The sequence below is a fragment of the Bacillus cereus group sp. N12 genome (assembly GCF_016483575.1).
Lineage (GTDB): Bacteria > Bacillota > Bacilli > Bacillales > Bacillaceae_G > Bacillus_A > Bacillus_A toyonensis.
The window spans coordinates 25,502-43,749 of record NZ_JAEHBO010000007.1 but is presented as its reverse complement, the minus strand read 5'-3'; the positions used below and the strand labels follow the sequence as shown (position 1 = coordinate 43,749).

Sequence of the window (18,248 nt, the reverse complement as noted above, 5' to 3'; positions counted from 1 at the left end):
TTGTTAATTTATTCGATATATTATGGGTATTGAATGATTACGAAAAGATAATAGGTCGCTCGTATAACACCTTATATTTTTATATCCGTGAAAACTGCAAAATGTATGAAATTCCATTTGTCAAATGAATTTAATGCGGAAGGAGGTTTGTGGTTACTTCATCGGGATATAATAATCAGTTTTGAACTGATAAAAATATAGGAGGCGACATAATGTTTCGTACGATTTCAAATTTCATGAGAGTAGCTGAGATAAGAAACAAAATTCTTTTTACACTAGCGATGCTAATTGTTTTTCGAATTGGCACATTTATTCCAGTTCCTCATACTAACGCAGAGGTATTAAAGGTACAAGATCAAGCCAACGTTTTAGGTATGCTAAACGTATTTGGTGGAGGAGCATTGCAACACTTCTCGATCTTCGCTGTAGGTATTACACCATATATTACAGCTTCCATCATAGTACAATTACTACAAATGGACGTTATACCTAAATTTTCGGAATGGGCAAAGCAAGGTGAAATGGGCCGTAAGAAGTCAGCTCAATTTACTCGATACTTTACAATCATTCTTGCATTCATACAATCCATTGGGATGTCTTATGGTTTTAATAATATAGCAGGTGGGCAATTAATAACAGATCAAAGCTGGACTACATACTTATTTATTGCGACAGTTTTAACAGCAGGTACTGCATTTTTACTTTGGTTAGGTGAACAAATTACCGCTAATGGTGTTGGTAATGGGATTTCAATGATTATCTTCGCAGGACTTGTTGCGGCAATTCCGAATGTTGCTAATCAAATTTACTTGCAACAATTTCAAAATGCAGGCGATCAATTATTCATGCACATAATAAAAATGGTTTTAATTGGACTCGTAATTTTAGCGATTGTTGTTGGTGTCATTTACATTCAACAAGCTGTTCGTAAAATACCCATTCAATACGCTAAAGCTGTATCAGGAAACAATCCATATCAAGGAGCAAAAAACACTCATTTACCACTTAAAGTAAATAGTGCTGGTGTAATTCCAGTAATCTTTGCTTCAGCCTTTTTAATGACGCCGCGTACAATTGCGCAGCTCTTCCCTGATTCAGGCGTATCCAAATGGTTAGTCGCAAACCTTGATTTTGCACATCCAATTGGAATGACGCTTTATGTCGGTCTTATCGTTGCTTTCACATACTTCTACGCATTTATTCAAGTAAATCCTGAACAAATGGCTGAGAATTTGAAAAAGCAAAACGGTTATGTTCCTGGTATTCGTCCTGGTAAAGCGACAGAGCAATATGTAACCAAAATTTTATACCGTTTAACATTTATCGGTGCAATTTTCTTAGGTGCAATTTCAATATTACCACTCGTATTTACGAAAATTGCTACGTTACCACCTTCTGCTCAAATTGGTGGTACAAGCTTACTTATTATCGTCGGTGTAGCACTAGAAACGATGAAGACGTTAGAAAGTCAACTTGTGAAACGTCATTACAAAGGGTTTATTAAAAAAGTGAATTAATTATAAAAACACAGTTGGTTATTTTCCCAGCTGTGTTTTTGATTTTACTAGCCCGGTAATATACAGGGCCGTTACATTATCCAACTACATTTCCTTCTCTAATAACCGTCCTTGTTTGAAATAAGTCCGTAGTGTTGAACGATTGGCCAAAAATACACCTATCAATATGAAACAAGCACCTATACCCATTGCAGGATTTAATGGTTCTCCTAATACAATATATCCTACAATAATTGCTATTAATGGTGATACATATAACCACGTCGATGGGAATACAGGATTTGTTTTTGATAAAAGCCAGTAATATAATCCGTGCCCACCAATTGATCCGATAAATATGAGGTATAAAATAGGCCACTGTACGCTCCATGAGGTTAATACAGTTACATTCGGCTGCTCTACTATGAATGATACGATTAGTAGCAAAATCCCTCCATAAAACATTTGAATACCATTAATAAGAAATGGTGATACACTTCGTAAATCCGAAAGTATTTCTTTTGAGCGAATAGAACCTATTCCGTAAAATAACTCCCCTACTACTAAAATAATACAAGCAATACTCCATATGAAACTTACTTCTTGATGTATTCCTGGTAAAGAAACAAAAACAACACCTATTAACGCAATAATTAAAGCGAAAAATTGCTCCTTTTGCAATTTTTTCTTATTTCTTCTTGCTTGTAATAATAAAATCATCATAGGACCTGTTGCAGAAAGTACAGCAGCTAACCCAGAAGAAATATATTGTTCAGCCCAGTACAAAGATGCGAATGTCATGAACGTTAAACAAAAGCCAGCATACATAATACGTTTTGAAAATACATGCGGCATAATTTCTTTTCGCTTCAACTTAAATATAAACATCAAGATTACTCCTGCTAAAAAGAAACGAATTCCTGCTGAAAATAATGGAGGCGCTCCTGCTTCAATTCCGATTTTTATCGTTAAAAATGTTGTGCCGAAAATAATGCATACTAAAATATAATTAAAAATGACCATTTTTCTTCCTCCTTTTTACTCTTAACATGAGTATAGAGGGTTTCGTGTATAACAGTGTATCTATGCTTATAACAGTTACATCAAATTGTAGTTGATTCTCTTTATTTTTTTCGCTTTAATTAAATAAAAAAGAAACAAGGTGAAGCCATGAAGATTGTAATACGGAAAGAATCCAACATACCGTATTATCAACAAATATATATGCAAATTGTTGAAAGAGTACAAAGTGGCATGCTTTCATATGGTGACTCCCTTCCATCATTACGTTGTATGGCCGAAGATTTACAAATTAGCTTATTGACTGTTCGTAAGGCGTATAAGCAGCTAGAAACGAAAGGATATATACGCATCGAGCAAGGAAAAGGCGCTTATATATATAAACGTGTAAAGAAAGAGTTCAAAACTATTCCTTATAAATGGCAACAAACGAAAACTATTAATGTTATGCGTTCTCAATATGCAATGAATCAACACCGAAAATATTATGATTTTTCACAAGCGATTTTATATCCACGTCTATTACCAAATCCATTTCTAGCAGACGAAATGCACAAATTGCTGGATAAAAATCCGATGTTACTAGCAACTTATGGACCTATTCAAGGCGATTATGAACTTCGAGTTGAAATAGTTAATTATCTAAAAGAACATCAGAAATTAGTGACAGACCCCTCTCAATTATTAATTACAAGTGGTGCCCAGCAAGGAATTGATTTGATCGCTCAAACATTATTAAAACCTGGAGATATAGTATTAGTAGAAAGCCCTTGTTATGGCGCAGCACTTGATGTTTTTCTCAACAAAGGAGTGCAGATTATACCTATTAGTCTTGATAAAAACGGCATTCGCTCAGATTTAATAGATGACCTTTGTCAAAGAAAGAATCCTGTTTTGTTATATGTGAATCCTACTTTTCAAAACCCAACAGGTACAGTAATGAGTAAAGAACGGAGATTGGAACTTATAGAACTAGCGGAGTTATATGAGTTTTTTATAATTGAAGATGATTCTTTCGGAGAAATATATTTTGAGGATGCTATAGTTCCTCCTCCAATCAAAAGTTTTGATACGAATGGTCATGTAATATATTTAAAAGGTTTTAGTAAAACGTTAGCACCTGGACTACGTATCGCTGCACTTATAGCCGATGGGCCTATTTTTGAATGGTTATATGCTGTGAAGGGTTCGATGGATATCGGTAGCCCGTTATTAACGCAAAAAGCACTACTTCCTTTCTTACGTGCAGAACGTATGAAAAATCATTTAGAAAAATTACGCACCGCTTTACAAATTAGACGCGATTTAACAATCGCTATATTATCGCCACTAAAAGAAATACACTTTAAAATACCAAATGGCGGCTTTAATTTATGGATTACACTTCCTAATACAATTGATCCTTTTAACTTATTACAAAAAGCAAATGAAGCAGATGTCTCTTTTTTACCTGGAACAGCTTGTCTATTAAATAACGATACAAATAATAACCAATTAAGAATTAGCTATTCCATGTTAAATGAAAAAGATATGGCGATTGGATTAGAGAAATTACATGATACAATACGAAACTTTAATTTTTAAAAGTATGTTCACTAGCCCATCAAACTAAGAAAAGCTAATACCCCAAAATAAAAGTACTTTGGGGTATTATAAAATTATGGAGTACTCCAATTTATCTTTATTCACTACAAGTCAATATACAGCGGCTATCATCATTCCACTTTAATTACAATCTTACCTCTAACATGTTGCCCTTCACTCAAAATATGAGCTTCTCTAACCCCTTCTTCATTAAGTGACACAACTTTACTTATGATCGGTTTGATTTTTCCATGTACAATTAAATTTGATAACTCTTCTAATTGTTTTCCACTTGGTTTTAGCCATAAAAATCCTGATTTTATCCCTTTCACTTTATAATTTGGTTCATGAACAATCGAAACTAGAACACCGCCAGGTTTAATAATTTGAAAACTTTTTTCTTGTACTTCGCCACCGATTGTATCTAATATAATATCAAAATCTGATTGTAGCTCTTCAAATTTATCTTTTTTATAATCAATAACGAGATCCGCTCCTAAATCCTTTAAAAATTCTTCATTTTTACTACTTGCAGTAGTTGCAACAAAAGCTCCAAATGATTTTGCAATTTGGATTGCCAAACTTCCGACACCACCAGCTCCAGCGCGAATAAATACTCGGTCATTTTCTTTTATTTTTGCGTAATCTACAAGACTTTGCCAAGCAGTAAGTCCTGCGAGTGGAATAGAAGCTGCCTCTTCAAAACTTAGGTTAGTAGGCATATAAGTTACTAAATCTGATTTTACCGCAATGAATTCAGAATAAGATCCCTTCCCTATATTTTCAGGTTTCGTAAACACTTTATCTCCTATTTTGAAACCTTCTACCTCTTCTCCAATCTCTTCGATAACTCCAGCTACATCTAACCCTAAAGTAATTGGAAATGAAAATTGCAATTGTTGTTGTAAGTCTCCTTTTCTAGTTTTCCAATCAACTGGATTAACAGATGTTGCGAGAATGCGTATTAATACCTCGTTATATGTAACAACTGGTTTTAAAATTTGTCTTTCTTTTAGTTCTTCAACACTACCATATTGATCAATAACAATTGCTTTCATTTCCTCTCCTCCTTGCTGTTTATTTTAATAACTTACAATTATTTTTCAAAATTTTTTGCTTTGAATGACAATAAACAGGTTTAGAGGTGGTATTTATGCTACGCTATTAATTAATGTGAGTTCCAAATTCAATTTTGTGTACATCTTAGAATCATACAGAGTTTTATTTTCTATGTTTATAATTAAATCCAAAAGAAATGGAGATAACACTATGACCGAAAAGATGATTAAAACAAACGGGACTGATATTTGTACAGAAAGCTTTGGAAATCCTAATAATCCAGCAATTTTATTAATTATGGGAGCTACGTGTTCAATGGTTTATTGGGATGAAGAATTTTGTGAACAGTTAGCTAACACAGGGAAATTTGTCATTCGCTTTGATAACCGTGATGTAGGACGCTCTGTTACATACGAACCTGGAACTTCCAATTATACGGTAACAACTATGGCTGAAGATGCAATTGGAGTGCTGGATGCCTATCATATTGATAAAGCGCACTTATTTGGTATGTCATTAGGTGGCATGATTGCTCAAATTGCCGCTGTAAAACATCCTGAAAGAATTTTAACGTTAACTTTACTAGCAACAAGTGTTATAGGCTCAGATAACAACACTCGCGATTTACCTCCGATGGATGAAAGAATTTTAATACATCACGCAAATGGTGCAAATTTAGATTGGTCAAATCAAAACGCTGTGACAGAGTATTTAGTTACAGGCTCTCGTCTATTGTGCGGCTCAAAACGTTCATTTGATGAAAACAGAGTTTATACACAAGTAAAACTCGAAATAGAAAGGGCTAACAATCTATTAAGTATGTTTAATCACGCTTTACTTCAAGGTGATGATGCTTATGAAGGTGTACTTAGCTCCATACAAGCACCCACATTAGTAATTCACGGAACTGACGATACAGCACTACCATTTGAACATGGTCTCGCACTTATTGATGAAATTCCAAACTCAGCACTTTTAACTCTTGAAGGAGCAGGACATGAAAATCATCCTGATGACTGGAAAAACATTATTCAAGCAGTAACAGAACATACATCTAAAATATAGATAAATAATAAATAGAAGGGGCACAAATTTGTATTGTGCCCCTTCTATTTATTGGACTAGTGGTACACTAACAAAAACCCATCACTGTATCCATATGTATAGTGATGGGCTTACATATATTTTTCTATGTTTAAAAAAATGGACAATCTAATTGATCAACAGATTCCCATGATTTTTTTTTTACACTTTCGGTGGATTTATTCGCTTCTAGTGGTACGTTTTTAAAAGGATTTACTTCGACTTTTAATAAGGATGAGGGCTCCATATATAATGAGAAAACATGGCTACTTGGTAAAGTTTTTGACACATCAATATCTCCTACTTGTTTAAATAATTGCTGTGCTGCAAAGAAAAAGAAATTAGTTGGGTTTGATTGTTTATTAAGCCATGCAAGCATTTCAGGTGATACTGATTTATGAATATTGATTTTCACTCGATCACCACGTTTATATCGCCTAGATCGCATGTTTCCACCAACTAACTTATCGTTAAGTTTGTAAACCCTAACTCTTTTTGTTTATGTTCTCTATACTTTGGCGAACAAGTGTAGACTAATAATCCTCTTGCATTTGTAAATAGTGGATTATCTACAAAGATAACATTTGTTAAACGCCCTTTTTGTTTTAAAATCATTTTCAAGCTATTTTTAATGATAACTGCGCCCCCACCATAAATAAACACGTATGGATCGTCTTTCATATCATCAATTTTATTAATAATATCAGTTGCGACGCGCGCAGCTAAACCTAATAATGCTGGTTGTGATTCCTCAACTAATAATGCATTCCTAGGATGTTTATCATTTAAATAAATTTGATTGAATTCTGTAATACTATCAATCGTCTTTGTTGGATACTTCCGGTTCCATCTCGTAATAATTTGTAGTAACGTTTCTTTTACACCGTACGATAATCCTTTACTTAATTGCGGACGGAAATTTACCCCTAACGAAACAACTTCTTCTGTTGTCCCCGCACCAATATCAAAAGACAATAAAGTTTTATCAACAAAATCAATTTCTGAAACTTGATTTTGTTCACATTCTATTTTATGTTTCACAACATTTCCTTCTTCATCATATACAATGCCCCACGTCCCAGAAGCGCCCTCAGGCAGGCATTTACAAAACTCAATAGAAACATTAATAGTAACATCACGACCGTTCGGATAATGGAAAACAACCTTGTGATTTCCCATATAACGTTTTGCATTTTCGGCAGCTATTTCTTGTGTAATAAGCTGCATAGGAAGAGCGACAGATAAATCATATCGAATGTTAATATGACTAGAAGTTGGACTTTGACGCATAGCACTTACTGCTAAACCCGATAGTATTGTAATAACCATTAGCTCATCCGTCGACTTATTCGATTTCTTCTCCACTTCAGTACCTTTTAATTGATCTTGAATCACTTTTTCTCCAACGATGTACCGTACATTATTTAACATTAGCGATGGAGAACTAATGGTCACATCGATATGATTTTCTAATTCAGATAATGACACATCTCCCTCATCTAACAATCCTGTAGGCTCACCTATATATAAAGAATAAATACTCGGAATAAAAATAGGGTCTTGCCCTTTCACCATTAACTTCAAACCGTTATTTCCTGCATCTGCACCAGCTTTTAAAAGTATAGACATAACTACCCCCTAAATTAATCTGACATCCCTTCCAAATATATGCGAGCCTATTCTTTTACATTCAAATGTAATGTAATTTTTTATTTATCATTAAAACAAAATACTATATACATTTGCCTTGCTTGTAAAAAGTATTTGACATGAACCTTTTCCAATTTTATACTATAAATGTAAAGAATTTTTTACAATCGTGGGGGTGTTGTTCTAATATGAATCGTAAAAAATTCATTTTAATAACAATTGTTTTATCATTAGTCGGAGTACTTATACACGGAGCTTATAAATACATCAATGGAGGTGTAATTTTAGGTGGAACAATTTTTACAAGCGCTTTAATACTTAGCTACCTCATCAATCATATTACATGGGGAGATCCCCAGGGTGTATCAGAAGAAAGTCAGGATGAAATGGGACAGCAAATTACATATAAAAGCTTTAAAATTGCGTATTTTGTACTTGTAGTTGTATTGTTCCTTCTATTACTCTTCTCGGAAGGTTTTTCTATGGGTTCCAATTTAGATGGAGTTAAAAACCTACCACTGTTTATCGCACTTTGTTCTTCATTCTTTATTTATCCTATTGTCGAACTCATAGTTGCAAAACAATATAAATAAAAGATGAGGTTTTCTATATATAGAAAACCTCATCTTTTTATATTTACATACCCTCTACAATTACTTTTAATTTATTAACAGTTCGCCAATTCCTGACTGTAGCTGGTTTATGTAACTTCTGAAATTGGTTCATTAATTTAGAATTCCGAATGCTATTTTTGAAATACAAATATACAACCTTCTCATCTATATAGCAATCTTCAAGTTCACTTTTGTACATAAGTAACTGCTTCCTCTCATCTTCAGAAAATGGATGAGCTAAAAATGCAACGTGTATACTTTCTCCTTCTAACAAAGCATCCGCCTTATAAGGGGAATATTTTATAGTGTTTATAAATTCTTCATTTGTTTTTAGGATGACTGGAACATCAAAATTAAATTCCCTTTTAATTTCAAATTCAATTTTTACTTTTAGAGCGTTTATATCTTCCTCAGATTCAAACACGATATTACCGCTTTGAATATATGTTTTCACTTGTTTTAATCCTATTGATTCAAACAATCGTTTTAAATCTGCCATTTTGATTATTTTATGTCCACCTACATTGATTCCCCTTAGTAACGCAATATAAATTGTCATATCATTACTCCTCGCATATTCATTGACCTTTCAACTATATATGTTGAAACCTTTATCTTTTTTGGATACCTACTTTCGTTTTTACTAACATAACACAAAATAAAAAAAACTTACTACATGAATGTTCAAGAGTAAGTTTTCTATCCCGTTATTTTATTATAGGTAAATGCATTATTATTTGTTGACCAATCGGTCCCATTCTTCTAAAGCCTCTATCTTCGAAGCCAACTTTTTCATATAACTTTTGTGCTGGCATATTTTTTTCATTTACAGCAAGTACAACTTCATTTTTTATTGGAAAATAACGTTTTACAAAATCTTGTAATAATGCCAATGATTTTTTAGCGTATCCTCTTCTTTGTTTATTATAATTTATAGAAAATGATGTTAAAAGTAAATCATCTTCATTCTCTGTGAACTCTTGTACTCTTTCGCCTGTTTGTAATGCGAAAAGACCAACAGGTACCCCGTTGTAATCTAAAATAACAATTACATTTTTTGTGCGATCGCTTTTTGCTTTTTTCAATAATTCGCCTGGATCTGATGTGAATTGAACTTGTTCACTTGGTAAAGTAAATGATTGTATAATTTCTTTATACGTCTCCTTATACGGAACTAATTGTATTTCCCCAGTATGTATGTTCATGCTATACTCTCCCATTTTTATCAAATTAACTTAAACCTTGCTGTGATTTAGAATGCACTTTTCCATCCAAAAATGTAATTTCAACAAATGAATTTGGATTATTCCCCTTCCAAGCAAAAATTTGTTTAATTTGTGTAGAATGTTCTACCCCTTCTTCTATAAGTAAATTTCCTTCAAAACCGATTAAATCTTTCACTTCTGTATAAGTCATTCCTTCATCTATTTTTGAGAAATGATTTATATTGATAAATTCTTTCTTCTGACTTTCCATCACAGTAGAAGAAGTCGCTGTTTGCTTTTTCACTTCTTTCTTTTGTTCACACGCTGTCATACTGAAACTTAGGCAGAAACCACATAAAATAAATGCACTTTTTTTCATCATACCAGTTGTCCCTCCCACAATAATTAAACCATATATTTCCTTAAAAATAAACTGAATATTTAATATTATATTTAAAAAGCCTCGTACAATTTAGTACGAGGCTCATTTTACTTATTCAAATGATTATTAGATTGGTCATTCTGTTCTTTTCTTAGTTCTTGTTCTTCATCTTTTGGTAATTGCTTGTCATTATCTTTAATTGGATTCGTTTCTCTATTTTCAATCATATCATTCGGAACTTGTGGCATCACGCGGCCAACAATTGCTGCTAATTCATCCAGTATACCTTCGCCAGTTTTCCCTTTTTTAATTTGCTTTCCAATTTGTTTCAGCCGTTCATACGTATCAACATCAGCTACAACGACTGCATTCGCACCATCCGGATCGTTTTTTAAACTTTCTGCAACAGAGTACTTAATTGACTCAACACGAGTTCGGTCTAGTTTCGCTTTTACATCAATACCTACAATAGCATATTTTCCAACAACTACTGCTGTTGCATCATTCACACCTGGCACACTTGCCGCTAAAGATGCTAAATGATCCGCTGCTTTTTCATTTGGCTTATTTGATTTGTTTGTATAATTAACATTTTTCATTGAGACATTTTTTTGTTCTGGCTTTTCATTTGGATTGTCTTTTTTTCCAATACTGCATCCAGTTATAAAAAAGCAAAGCATCAACACATATATTAGAATTTTCATTCTTTTCACCACTTTACTATTAAGGTTTAATCATAAATTTTTTCAACAGCTTGCATTTTTTTCACTTTTTCTTCTGCTCCGCTATTCGCATTGATGAAAATTTGATACGTATCTTTCCCTAACGTTCCAACAAATTCATAGCAAAGTACTTCATTATGCAAATCATTTACTACGACTGCTTTTCGCTCTTCCATCACTTTCACATCAGGGTTAATTTTCTTCCTTGCTTCTGCTGCAGTTAGCTTGGCAGACGGAATTGTTCGTTTTTGATGTGATGCTAAATATTCTTTTGCAGAAAATCCAACGATAGATCCGTCGTCTAAAGCAATTTTCATTTGGATTGCTTCCGGATAGATCCGTACGCCATTCTCATTTACTACATAAGTAAACACGCCGATAGTATCATATTGGGAACTATCATAAAGCTCCATATTATTAAACTTATGATCCTTTAAAAACGTCAATCCTTTACTTCCTGCATCGTTTAAACTAATTTTCTGTTCTTTAATTTCTCGATTATTCATTACCCAAATTGGATATCCGCCTTTTCCGGTAATATCCATGTAAAACTCATTATTCGTTGCAGAGTCTTTAATCTTCACACTATAGAATGATTCTTTCGCACCTTTTCCACTTTTCTCTACATCGACTTTTTCATTTCCTTTTAAATTTAAAAATGATTTTGCGATTTTTGCTGCTTCATCTTTAGAAATTGCCTTTCCTTCTGCTTCAAATCCACCTTTTTTATTTTTTTGTGCACTTGTAAAGGTCGGTCCGAAGTTTGTAGAAGAGTATGATGTTACGTTTTTCTCTACAGTTTTTAATCCATCAATAATTGTGTTATCTGCTGGATCGCGATTTGATGCAAGTGCCATTTCAACATCCATCCAGCGTAAATTATTTTTCAAAACAAGATGTTGTACTTTCCTTAGTTCATCTTGTATATTTCCCGCATTTGAATATAAAGTTTGCAACGTTTTATATTCTTGTTCATTTAACGGCTCTTTTTCTAAATCACGAATGGCTGCACGGTAACTAAAATCACCGATATTTGCTAAAAACTCTTCCGTTTTATTAAACGGCATTAATGTTAACGGGAGTTGTCCTACATCTGAACGAGCTTCAGATGTTAAACGCCATACATCTGCTAATGCAGGTGATAAAGATGAGCGTGAATTCATCGCAAGTGTTGTACCAATTTTATCGTGTAATAAATCAACTTCGTATGCTAAATCATGGAATGCTCGTTGATAACTATTTTCCGCTCGAATTAAAACCGCATTTTTCTCTTGGTGCTCTTTATAGCCCCAATATCCTGTTCCAACTACACCAACTGTTAATAATACAATGATAATACCTCTTAACATTATCCCACCTCCGCTCTATTTACAGAAAATATGTTTACCAATTTTTTTAATTTGTGGACGAGTCCAAATCCATTTACTTGTCGCAGTATCTGGGTTGAAATAATATAAAGCATTTCCTGTTGGATCCCATCCGTTTATCGCATCTAAAACCGCTTTTTTTGCTGTTTCATTTGGCGTTAAATATATTTGTCCATCTGCTACCGCTGTAAATGCTCTAGGCTCAAAGATTACACCTGAAACAGTATTGGGGAATGACGCACTTGTAACACGATTTAAAATAACAGCAGCTACTGCAACTTGTCCTAAATACGGTTCACCACGTGATTCCCCGTATACTGCATTTGCCATAAGCTGAATATCATTTTGAGAATAACCGTTCGGAACATTTGTCCCTTTATTTTGAGATGGTTTATTCTCTTGTGCAGAGCCACCACTATTTCCTTTATTCGTTGTCGTCCCTTTATTAGCAGTTGACTTATCATACTTTGTTGCCTTTACGAGCATTTGCTTCGTTTTAGCTCCAGCTAAACCATCAACGGGTAATCCGAATTTCTCTTGAAAATTCCGAAGTGCCCAGTATGTACCCCATCCGAAAACACCATCCACTTTTCCCGTATAAAACCCGTTATATTTCAAACGAGATTGCAGTTCAATGACATCTTCGCCAGATGCTCCTCTTTGAATGACTTGATTAGAAAAAGCTTCTACATTCTTTAGTTGTATACTACTGACCATTAAAGACAGTCCTATGAACGCAAGTAAAACTGCTATTTTAAAAATAGCTTTTTGGCGCATAATTTTCCCTCCTTAATTACAGAAATGATTTCTTGGTTATGTTTTGTAAAAGCCTCGCTTTTATGTAAAGAAGACAAAAAAATCCAAACTTATATCGTTGAAAGAATATGTAAACAATATACAAAAAGGAGAAAAGGAGTTCATTATGAAGCAATTGTTAAAGCGTATCGCATTCGTCATTCTTTTATTAACAACATGTTTAAATATATATACCGGGTCATCGATTGTTCATGCACAACCGCCTTATGCAAAATGGGGTAAACTTGCTGTAGAAAAGACGAAAGAACAATATCCGAAAGCAGAGATTGTTGATTATCTTCATATAGGTAGAAAACCAAAAACGGTTCAAATAACTGTTGAAAAGTTTAAATTGTGGCTACGTGAAGATGGAAAAGAATATGGTGTTTTTGTTGATGTAGAATTTGAAACGAAGACAGAGAAATTTATAAAGTTGTCGTTTCAGAAGACGAGTAGATAAAGTAAAACTTTAATCAGTGGGGGGGTTGTTCATCTCCCACTGATTATTAGTTGAACCAATCGGGCTTTTACGGGCAGTTGATCCCCCATCTAACTTCTTTGCTTTCGCTGAATTTTGAGGTGGGGGTCTTACTGCCCCGTTAATGCGGGATAAAATGAAACCCCACTGTTAAAAACGGAAACAGTGGGGCTCCTTGCATTTCTAAAATTCTTTCCTAAAGTTTCGATTCCCTAAAAATCTTACCAATATACAAATAGCGCCAATTACAACCGCTATCCCTATACTGTATAAAAGTACTTTACCATACCCACCTATTCTTGGATCTAAAAACGGATATGGATACCAATTCACGATTGGGCCACGTATTAAGCTATATACAACGTAAAAAAACGGGAATAAGAGCCAACTTGTAGATTGTTTCCAAGTGATTTTCTTAATAGGTGGATTTAAAATCCAATCTAAAAGCATTGCAATCGGCATGATATAATGTAGCACTGTATTTACCCATGGTATTGCCGTTTGAAGTGACTCTTCTAATCCTCTTAATAGCAAAAAATAAATGAGTTATACCGTTGCCGCACCTCGAAGTATACTAAATTGTTCTGAGCGACCAAATGTAGCTGTTCCGATACTGCTTAAAAGGAGAATACATACAACTAAAATGTTACTTTCAATCGTAAAGAAACTAAAAAAATTAACTGGATTGAACGGTTTCAATTGTGCCCTGAGTATGAATTGCGTAATAATGGCACTACATGCTAGAAGACTTAAACATAGTCTAAATAAAGATAAAGTTTTTTCATCCCTCATACATTCCCTCCTTTTCTTATATATAATTGGAATTTCCCTGTACATGCTCAATAAATAATTTTAATGGAACGAGCCCACGTTTTGGCATATGACTACTTATAATAGCTACTACTTCTAACTGAGGAATGATAACGATGTATTGTCCGCCGTACCCCATAGCGAAATATATACAATACGGTATGTGAAATCTTTCGTTATGTAATACCCACCAGTGATATCCATATGCGCCGACATGTTCATATGTTTCAAATTGCGCCCTACTTGACTCTTCTAACCATTTCGCTGATACAATTTCTTTCTCATTCCAATATCCATTTTGCAAACATAGTTTTCCTAATTTTAATAAATCGGTAGATTTCATTTTCATACCGAAGCCGCCGACATATATACCTTGCGGATCTTGTTGCCACTCATATTCGCTAATTTCTAATGGCTCAAATAAATATCTTTTCGCAAACTGCTCTGTCGACATCCCAGTAGCTTCTTGAATAATATAGCTAAGTAAATGTGAAGAACCTGAATTATAATTCATTTTTGTAGCAGGTTCTTCAATTATTGGCTTTTCTAATATGTAATGTACCCAGTTCTCTGATTCTACAAAGTCATTTGGGAATACTACTCCATTCCCAAACTCTTTCCAATCCTCACCAGTAGTCATTGTTAATAAGTGATACAGCGTTAAATCATGTTTTTCCCCAGGTACATTTTCAATCCACTCTGTAATCGGTGTATGTATATCATTTATATAGCCCTTATCAATTGCAATACCAATTAATAAAGATACGATACTTTTTGTAATCGAATTTATTTTATATAAGTTATTTACACATTCGGGTGTTTTATAATACTCAGTTGTTAATTCCCCTTTTTGATAAATAAGAAATGTATTCACTTTTTTCTTTTCAAATTTATTTTGTAGTTGCTTAAAATCCAAAAATCTTACCTCCATTAAAATAGTTAATTCATTTATTATATCTTGTTCCTTTTATTAAAACATAATTGTGCTCAAATAAAAAAATAAGCTTATCAGCCATAATTAGCTGACAAGCTTTTTCCTATAATTTCGTACGAACATTCCAAAGTTCAGGGAAGAACTGTTGATCAAGTACTCGTTTTAAATAAGATACACCTGAAGATCCGCCAGTTCCCATTTTATTTCCGATAATGCGTTCTACCGTTTTCATATGACGGAAACGCCATTGTTGTAGCCAATCTTCGATATCAATTAATTTTTCAGCAAGCTGATATAAATCCCAATATTTCTTCACGTCCGCATACACTTCTATCCAAGCCGCTTCTACAGTTGCATCTTCTTCGTAAGGCTGCGTAATATCACGATTCAACACATCTTTATGAATTGGGAAGCCTTCTTTAACAAGCGCCTGTATCGCAACATCATACAAACTTGGTGCGTGTAGCGCTTTATGAAGACGAGCGTGTAATTCTGGATCTTTTTCATAAATCTTTAATGCATGTGGTGTTTTATAACCAAGTGCGTACTCAATCATTCGATATTGATACGATTGAAAGCCTGAAGCTTGACCGAGTGAATCACGGAATTCAATATACTCAGATGGCGTTAATGTCGCAAGAATATCCCAAGATTGAATAATTTGCGATTGAATTTTTGATACACGTGCTAACATTTTAAATGCCGGTGCTAATTTATCGTTTTTAATCGATTCAATTGCTGCATTTAGTTCATGTAAAATAAGCTTCATCCAAAGCTCACTAGCTTGGTGAATAACGATAAATAACATTTCATCATGATGGTCTGATAATCTCTTTTGAGAAGATAGTAAACTATCTAATTGTAAATACTCACCATACGTCATATTTTCCTTAAAATCCGTGTGAATCCCTTTTTCCATAATTACCTTTTCGTTTTCTTTCATATTAGTCAAACACCCCTTTTATATGTTTCTACTTATATTGGTCTAATGACAGCTCGAACTGGACTTCCATCTGCATCTGTTAACGCAAGTGGTAATGCAATTAATTCGTAATCGCCGTCTGCTACATGATCTAGTACGACATTCTCTAAAATATGAATTCCATATTTAAACAATTGATGATGTGCTGCTAGTTCTTTATCATCTAACGGATCAACTGATGGTACATCCACTCCGATTAAACGAATTCCCTTATCAGAAAGAAACGGTGCAATATCAGCACGTAAATGTGGGATCACATCTGGGAATTCTTCTGCTTTACCATGTGAAGATGTACGTAATAATAGTCGTTCTACACCTTCTAAATGAAAACTTTCTAATTCTTTTTTTCCGATGCTTTCAAGGTTAGAAACGTCAATGATTCGCGTAGGTCCGACATAAACTTGAACATCTAAATCTATTACTTTCTTTCCGTCATTATCAAAATGAAAAGGCGCATCAATATGAGTACCTGTATGAATACTCATCGTTAACTTTCCGACGTTTACTGAACCGCTCTCTTCTTTTGACCATGAAACTTCATACGAGAACGGTGTATCTCCTGGCCAAGTTGCAATATCATTATTTAATGGCTGTGAAATATCAATCCACTTTGATGTTTGCATTCTTATGCCACAACCTCTCGTTTATTTTCAAATTGTTTATACTCTTCCTCTTTCATAACTTTCTTTAAAATTTGAACAGAATTCCATACTTCTTCATACGTATTGTATAAAGCTACTGGCGCAAGTCTTATCCCATTTGGTGCTCTGAAATCTGGAATTACTCCATTTGCCTTTAGTGCTTTACAGATACGCGCTGCTTCCGCATGCTCTAAATAAATATGTCCACCTCGTTTTTCATCCTCTAACGGGTTTCCAATTGTAAATCCGAAATCTTTTAATTCATGATCAATTAAATCCAGCATGTATCTCGTAATATGTAAAGATTTCTTACGTAAACGTTCCATACCAGCATCTTTGAAAATTTCAAGAGAACCAATTAATGGTGCTATACTTAATACGTGAGGTGTACCAATTTGATAAGCACCTGCATGATCAGCAGCTGTTAATGTATGCTCCATATCAAACTGTTTATCTTTTCTAGAACTAAACCATCCAGACAATCCTGGCAGTCTATTAAAATGTTTACTATTTACATAAAGGCCTGCAACACCACCCGGCCCTGCATTTAAATATTTATAATTGCACCATACAGCGAAATCAACATCCCACTCTTTAAAATGATGTGGAATAGAACCAATTGAATGACATAAATCAAATCCAATATGAATGCCGCGTTTATGAGCTTCCGCTGTTAAACGTTTCATATCAAGAATTTGACCACTTCTATATAAAACTGAAGGTAATAAAATTAAAGCGATATCATCTTCCATTGCCTGAATAATATCTTCTTCAGAAAGTGTTCGACCATCTTGGCTTTTCACTCTTACTAAATGCTCATCTGGCTCTAAGCCTTTTAAACGAATTTGACTTTGAAGTGCATAAATATCTGACGGGAAAGTTAATTCATCCGCAAGAATTTTTGTACGTATTCCTTTCGGCTCATAAAACGTCGCAATAACTTGGTGTATATTCGCAGTCGTAGAACCGGTTACAATAGTTTCTTCTGGTAAAGCTCCAATAAGAGGTGCCGTCAGTTCACCTAATTTCTCCGAAAGGAAAAACCATGGATGTTCGCCTTCTGTCCAGCCATCAATGCCATACTCTTTCCATGAATCTAGTAAAGTAAGTAACGATTTTTCTGCTCTTTTCGAAAGTAGTCCTAATGAGTTTCCATCTAAATATATAGTTCCTTCTTTTTTATAGAATTCAGTTTGAAAATCTTTCAGTTCATCATGTTTATCACACTCAAGCGCATACTCATAAGTTGGTTGAAATGGTTCTTTATACATGGTGTCACCTTCTCTTAATTTTCTTTTTATTCTAACTAATTGAAATATATCACCTTAGTTGATATAACGTCAATGATATTATGTCAGTTGACTTTACATACTATCTTCTTTTACAATACAATTATATTTTCAGATATTTCAGTATAAAGAGGTGA

Annotated in this window: 19 protein-coding genes and 1 pseudogene; 5 read left to right on the top strand and 15 right to left on the bottom strand. The window is 34.0% G+C overall.

Annotation, left to right across the window (positions count from 1 at the left end; translation table 11 throughout):
• Positions 1-212: 212 nt before the first annotated feature.
• Positions 213-1,517 carry a preprotein translocase subunit SecY gene (gene secY / locus JDS92_RS05825; protein ID WP_000490108.1) on the top strand — a complete coding sequence of 435 codons (1,305 nt, stop codon included), beginning with the start codon at positions 213-215 and terminating at the stop codon, positions 1,515-1,517.
• 84 nt (positions 1,518-1,601) lie between these two features.
• Here secY and JDS92_RS05820 read toward each other — a convergent pair whose 3' ends face one another.
• Positions 1,602-2,519 carry a DMT family transporter gene (locus JDS92_RS05820; protein WP_098711315.1) on the bottom strand — a complete coding sequence of 306 codons (918 nt, stop codon included), beginning with the start codon at positions 2,517-2,519 and terminating at the stop codon, positions 1,602-1,604.
• A gap of 147 nt (positions 2,520-2,666) precedes the next feature.
• Between JDS92_RS05820 and pdxR the strand changes: the two genes are divergently transcribed.
• On the top strand, positions 2,667-4,100 hold the full coding sequence (gene pdxR / locus JDS92_RS05815) for a MocR-like pyridoxine biosynthesis transcription factor PdxR (protein WP_000706565.1): 1,434 nt from the start codon (positions 2,667-2,669) through the stop codon (positions 4,098-4,100).
• Positions 4,101-4,231: 131 nt separating this feature from the next.
• Here pdxR and JDS92_RS05810 read toward each other — a convergent pair whose 3' ends face one another.
• The gene (locus JDS92_RS05810; RefSeq protein ID WP_199631640.1) at positions 4,232-5,158 is read right to left on the bottom strand and encodes an NADP-dependent oxidoreductase; all 927 of its coding nucleotides are present in this window, start codon (positions 5,156-5,158) and stop codon (positions 4,232-4,234) included.
• A gap of 211 nt (positions 5,159-5,369) precedes the next feature.
• Here JDS92_RS05810 and mle point away from each other — a divergent pair, with 211 nt between their 5' ends.
• Positions 5,370-6,224 carry a BCA family alpha/beta fold macrolide esterase gene (gene mle / locus JDS92_RS05805; RefSeq protein WP_000136872.1) on the top strand — a complete coding sequence of 285 codons (855 nt, stop codon included), beginning with the start codon at positions 5,370-5,372 and terminating at the stop codon, positions 6,222-6,224.
• A 130-nt stretch (positions 6,225-6,354) separates the two neighbouring features.
• Here the strand turns inward: mle and JDS92_RS05800 are convergent, their stop codons facing one another.
• Positions 6,355-6,690: a hypothetical protein gene (locus JDS92_RS05800; protein ID WP_001257766.1), complete on the bottom strand. Its 336-nt coding sequence runs from the start codon at positions 6,688-6,690 to the stop codon at positions 6,355-6,357.
• An 11-nt stretch (positions 6,691-6,701) separates the two neighbouring features.
• Positions 6,702-7,871, bottom strand: a complete 1,170-nt coding sequence (locus tag JDS92_RS05795; RefSeq protein ID WP_000025613.1) for a ParM/StbA family protein — start codon at positions 7,869-7,871, stop codon at positions 6,702-6,704.
• Positions 7,872-8,080: 209 nt separating this feature from the next.
• On the opposite strand from JDS92_RS05795, the gene JDS92_RS05790 reads away from it, so the two are divergent.
• Complete coding sequence (locus JDS92_RS05790) at positions 8,081-8,485, top strand: DUF2178 domain-containing protein (protein WP_199631639.1); 405 nt, start codon at positions 8,081-8,083, stop codon at positions 8,483-8,485.
• Between the two features lie 43 nt (positions 8,486-8,528).
• Here JDS92_RS05790 and JDS92_RS05785 read toward each other — a convergent pair whose 3' ends face one another.
• The 6 genes from JDS92_RS05785 to sleB all read right to left on the bottom strand — a co-directional run bounded on the left by JDS92_RS05785 (position 8,529) and on the right by sleB (position 12,959).
• The gene (locus JDS92_RS05785; protein WP_098711317.1) at positions 8,529-9,065 is read right to left on the bottom strand and encodes a DUF1697 domain-containing protein; all 537 of its coding nucleotides are present in this window, start codon (positions 9,063-9,065) and stop codon (positions 8,529-8,531) included.
• A gap of 148 nt (positions 9,066-9,213) precedes the next feature.
• A complete protein-coding gene (locus tag JDS92_RS05780) occupies positions 9,214-9,711 on the bottom strand; it encodes a GNAT family N-acetyltransferase (RefSeq protein ID WP_098711318.1) in 498 nt (165 codons plus the stop codon).
• A gap of 25 nt (positions 9,712-9,736) precedes the next feature.
• Positions 9,737-10,093, bottom strand: a complete 357-nt coding sequence (locus JDS92_RS05775) for a hypothetical protein (protein ID WP_000976449.1) — start codon at positions 10,091-10,093, stop codon at positions 9,737-9,739.
• 107 nt (positions 10,094-10,200) lie between these two features.
• Positions 10,201-10,797, bottom strand: a complete 597-nt coding sequence (locus tag JDS92_RS05770; RefSeq protein ID WP_000698005.1) for a YhcN/YlaJ family sporulation lipoprotein — start codon at positions 10,795-10,797, stop codon at positions 10,201-10,203.
• 26 nt (positions 10,798-10,823) lie between these two features.
• A complete protein-coding gene (gene ypeB, locus JDS92_RS05765; RefSeq protein WP_000943731.1) occupies positions 10,824-12,164 on the bottom strand; it encodes a germination protein YpeB in 1,341 nt (446 codons plus the stop codon).
• A 15-nt stretch (positions 12,165-12,179) separates the two neighbouring features.
• On the bottom strand, positions 12,180-12,959 hold the full coding sequence (gene sleB / locus JDS92_RS05760; RefSeq protein ID WP_001249051.1) for a spore cortex-lytic enzyme: 780 nt from the start codon (positions 12,957-12,959) through the stop codon (positions 12,180-12,182).
• Positions 12,960-13,104: 145 nt separating this feature from the next.
• Between sleB and JDS92_RS05755 the strand changes: the two genes are divergently transcribed.
• A complete protein-coding gene (locus tag JDS92_RS05755) occupies positions 13,105-13,437 on the top strand; it encodes a YqzG/YhdC family protein (protein WP_000811610.1) in 333 nt (110 codons plus the stop codon).
• Positions 13,438-13,638: 201 nt separating this feature from the next.
• On the opposite strand, the pseudogene JDS92_RS05750 reads toward JDS92_RS05755, so the two are convergent.
• The 5 genes and pseudogenes from JDS92_RS05750 to kynU form a co-directional block, all read right to left on the bottom strand.
• Positions 13,639-14,247: pseudogene (locus JDS92_RS05750) on the bottom strand (Pr6Pr family membrane protein).
• A gap of 16 nt (positions 14,248-14,263) precedes the next feature.
• The gene (locus JDS92_RS05745; RefSeq protein ID WP_199631638.1) at positions 14,264-15,181 is read right to left on the bottom strand and encodes a serine hydrolase domain-containing protein; all 918 of its coding nucleotides are present in this window, start codon (positions 15,179-15,181) and stop codon (positions 14,264-14,266) included.
• A 121-nt stretch (positions 15,182-15,302) separates the two neighbouring features.
• The gene (gene kynA / locus JDS92_RS05740; protein WP_000661947.1) at positions 15,303-16,142 is read right to left on the bottom strand and encodes a tryptophan 2,3-dioxygenase; all 840 of its coding nucleotides are present in this window, start codon (positions 16,140-16,142) and stop codon (positions 15,303-15,305) included.
• A 32-nt stretch (positions 16,143-16,174) separates the two neighbouring features.
• Positions 16,175-16,804 carry an arylformamidase gene (gene kynB, locus JDS92_RS05735; protein WP_001194976.1) on the bottom strand — a complete coding sequence of 210 codons (630 nt, stop codon included), beginning with the start codon at positions 16,802-16,804 and terminating at the stop codon, positions 16,175-16,177.
• Between the two features lie 2 nt (positions 16,805-16,806).
• Positions 16,807-18,093, bottom strand: coding sequence for a kynureninase (gene kynU, locus JDS92_RS05730; protein WP_199631637.1), 1,287 nt, complete (start codon positions 18,091-18,093; stop codon positions 16,807-16,809).
• Positions 18,094-18,248 lie beyond the last annotated feature (155 nt).

Excerpts from the sequence above, each read along its gene's own strand:
- secY (WP_000490108.1), top strand. The coding sequence starts at position 213 with ATGTTTCGTACGATTTCAAATTTCATGAGAGTAGCTGAGATAAGAAAC.
- JDS92_RS05820 (WP_098711315.1), bottom strand. The coding sequence starts at position 2,519 with ATGGTCATTTTTAATTATATTTTAGTATGCATTATTTTCGGCACAACA.
- pdxR (WP_000706565.1), top strand. The coding sequence starts at position 2,667 with ATGAAGATTGTAATACGGAAAGAATCCAACATACCGTATTATCAACAA.
- JDS92_RS05810 (WP_199631640.1), bottom strand. The coding sequence starts at position 5,158 with ATGAAAGCAATTGTTATTGATCAATATGGTAGTGTTGAAGAACTAAAA.
- mle (WP_000136872.1), top strand. The coding sequence starts at position 5,370 with ATGACCGAAAAGATGATTAAAACAAACGGGACTGATATTTGTACAGAA.
- JDS92_RS05800 (WP_001257766.1), bottom strand. The coding sequence starts at position 6,690 with ATGCGATCTAGGCGATATAAACGTGGTGATCGAGTGAAAATCAATATT.
- JDS92_RS05795 (WP_000025613.1), bottom strand. The coding sequence starts at position 7,871 with ATGTCTATACTTTTAAAAGCTGGTGCAGATGCAGGAAATAACGGTTTG.
- JDS92_RS05790 (WP_199631639.1), top strand. The coding sequence starts at position 8,081 with ATGAATCGTAAAAAATTCATTTTAATAACAATTGTTTTATCATTAGTC.
- JDS92_RS05785 (WP_098711317.1), bottom strand. The coding sequence starts at position 9,065 with ATGACAATTTATATTGCGTTACTAAGGGGAATCAATGTAGGTGGACAT.
- JDS92_RS05780 (WP_098711318.1), bottom strand. The coding sequence starts at position 9,711 with ATGAACATACATACTGGGGAAATACAATTAGTTCCGTATAAGGAGACG.
- JDS92_RS05775 (WP_000976449.1), bottom strand. The coding sequence starts at position 10,093 with ATGATGAAAAAAAGTGCATTTATTTTATGTGGTTTCTGCCTAAGTTTC.
- JDS92_RS05770 (WP_000698005.1), bottom strand. The coding sequence starts at position 10,797 with ATGAAAATTCTAATATATGTGTTGATGCTTTGCTTTTTTATAACTGGA.
- ypeB (WP_000943731.1), bottom strand. The coding sequence starts at position 12,164 with ATGTTAAGAGGTATTATCATTGTATTATTAACAGTTGGTGTAGTTGGA.
- sleB (WP_001249051.1), bottom strand. The coding sequence starts at position 12,959 with ATGCGCCAAAAAGCTATTTTTAAAATAGCAGTTTTACTTGCGTTCATA.
- JDS92_RS05755 (WP_000811610.1), top strand. The coding sequence starts at position 13,105 with ATGAAGCAATTGTTAAAGCGTATCGCATTCGTCATTCTTTTATTAACA.
- kynA (WP_000661947.1), bottom strand. The coding sequence starts at position 16,142 with ATGAAAGAAAACGAAAAGGTAATTATGGAAAAAGGGATTCACACGGAT.
- kynB (WP_001194976.1), bottom strand. The coding sequence starts at position 16,804 with ATGCAAACATCAAAGTGGATTGATATTTCACAGCCATTAAATAATGAT.
- kynU (WP_199631637.1), bottom strand. The coding sequence starts at position 18,093 with ATGTATAAAGAACCATTTCAACCAACTTATGAGTATGCGCTTGAGTGT.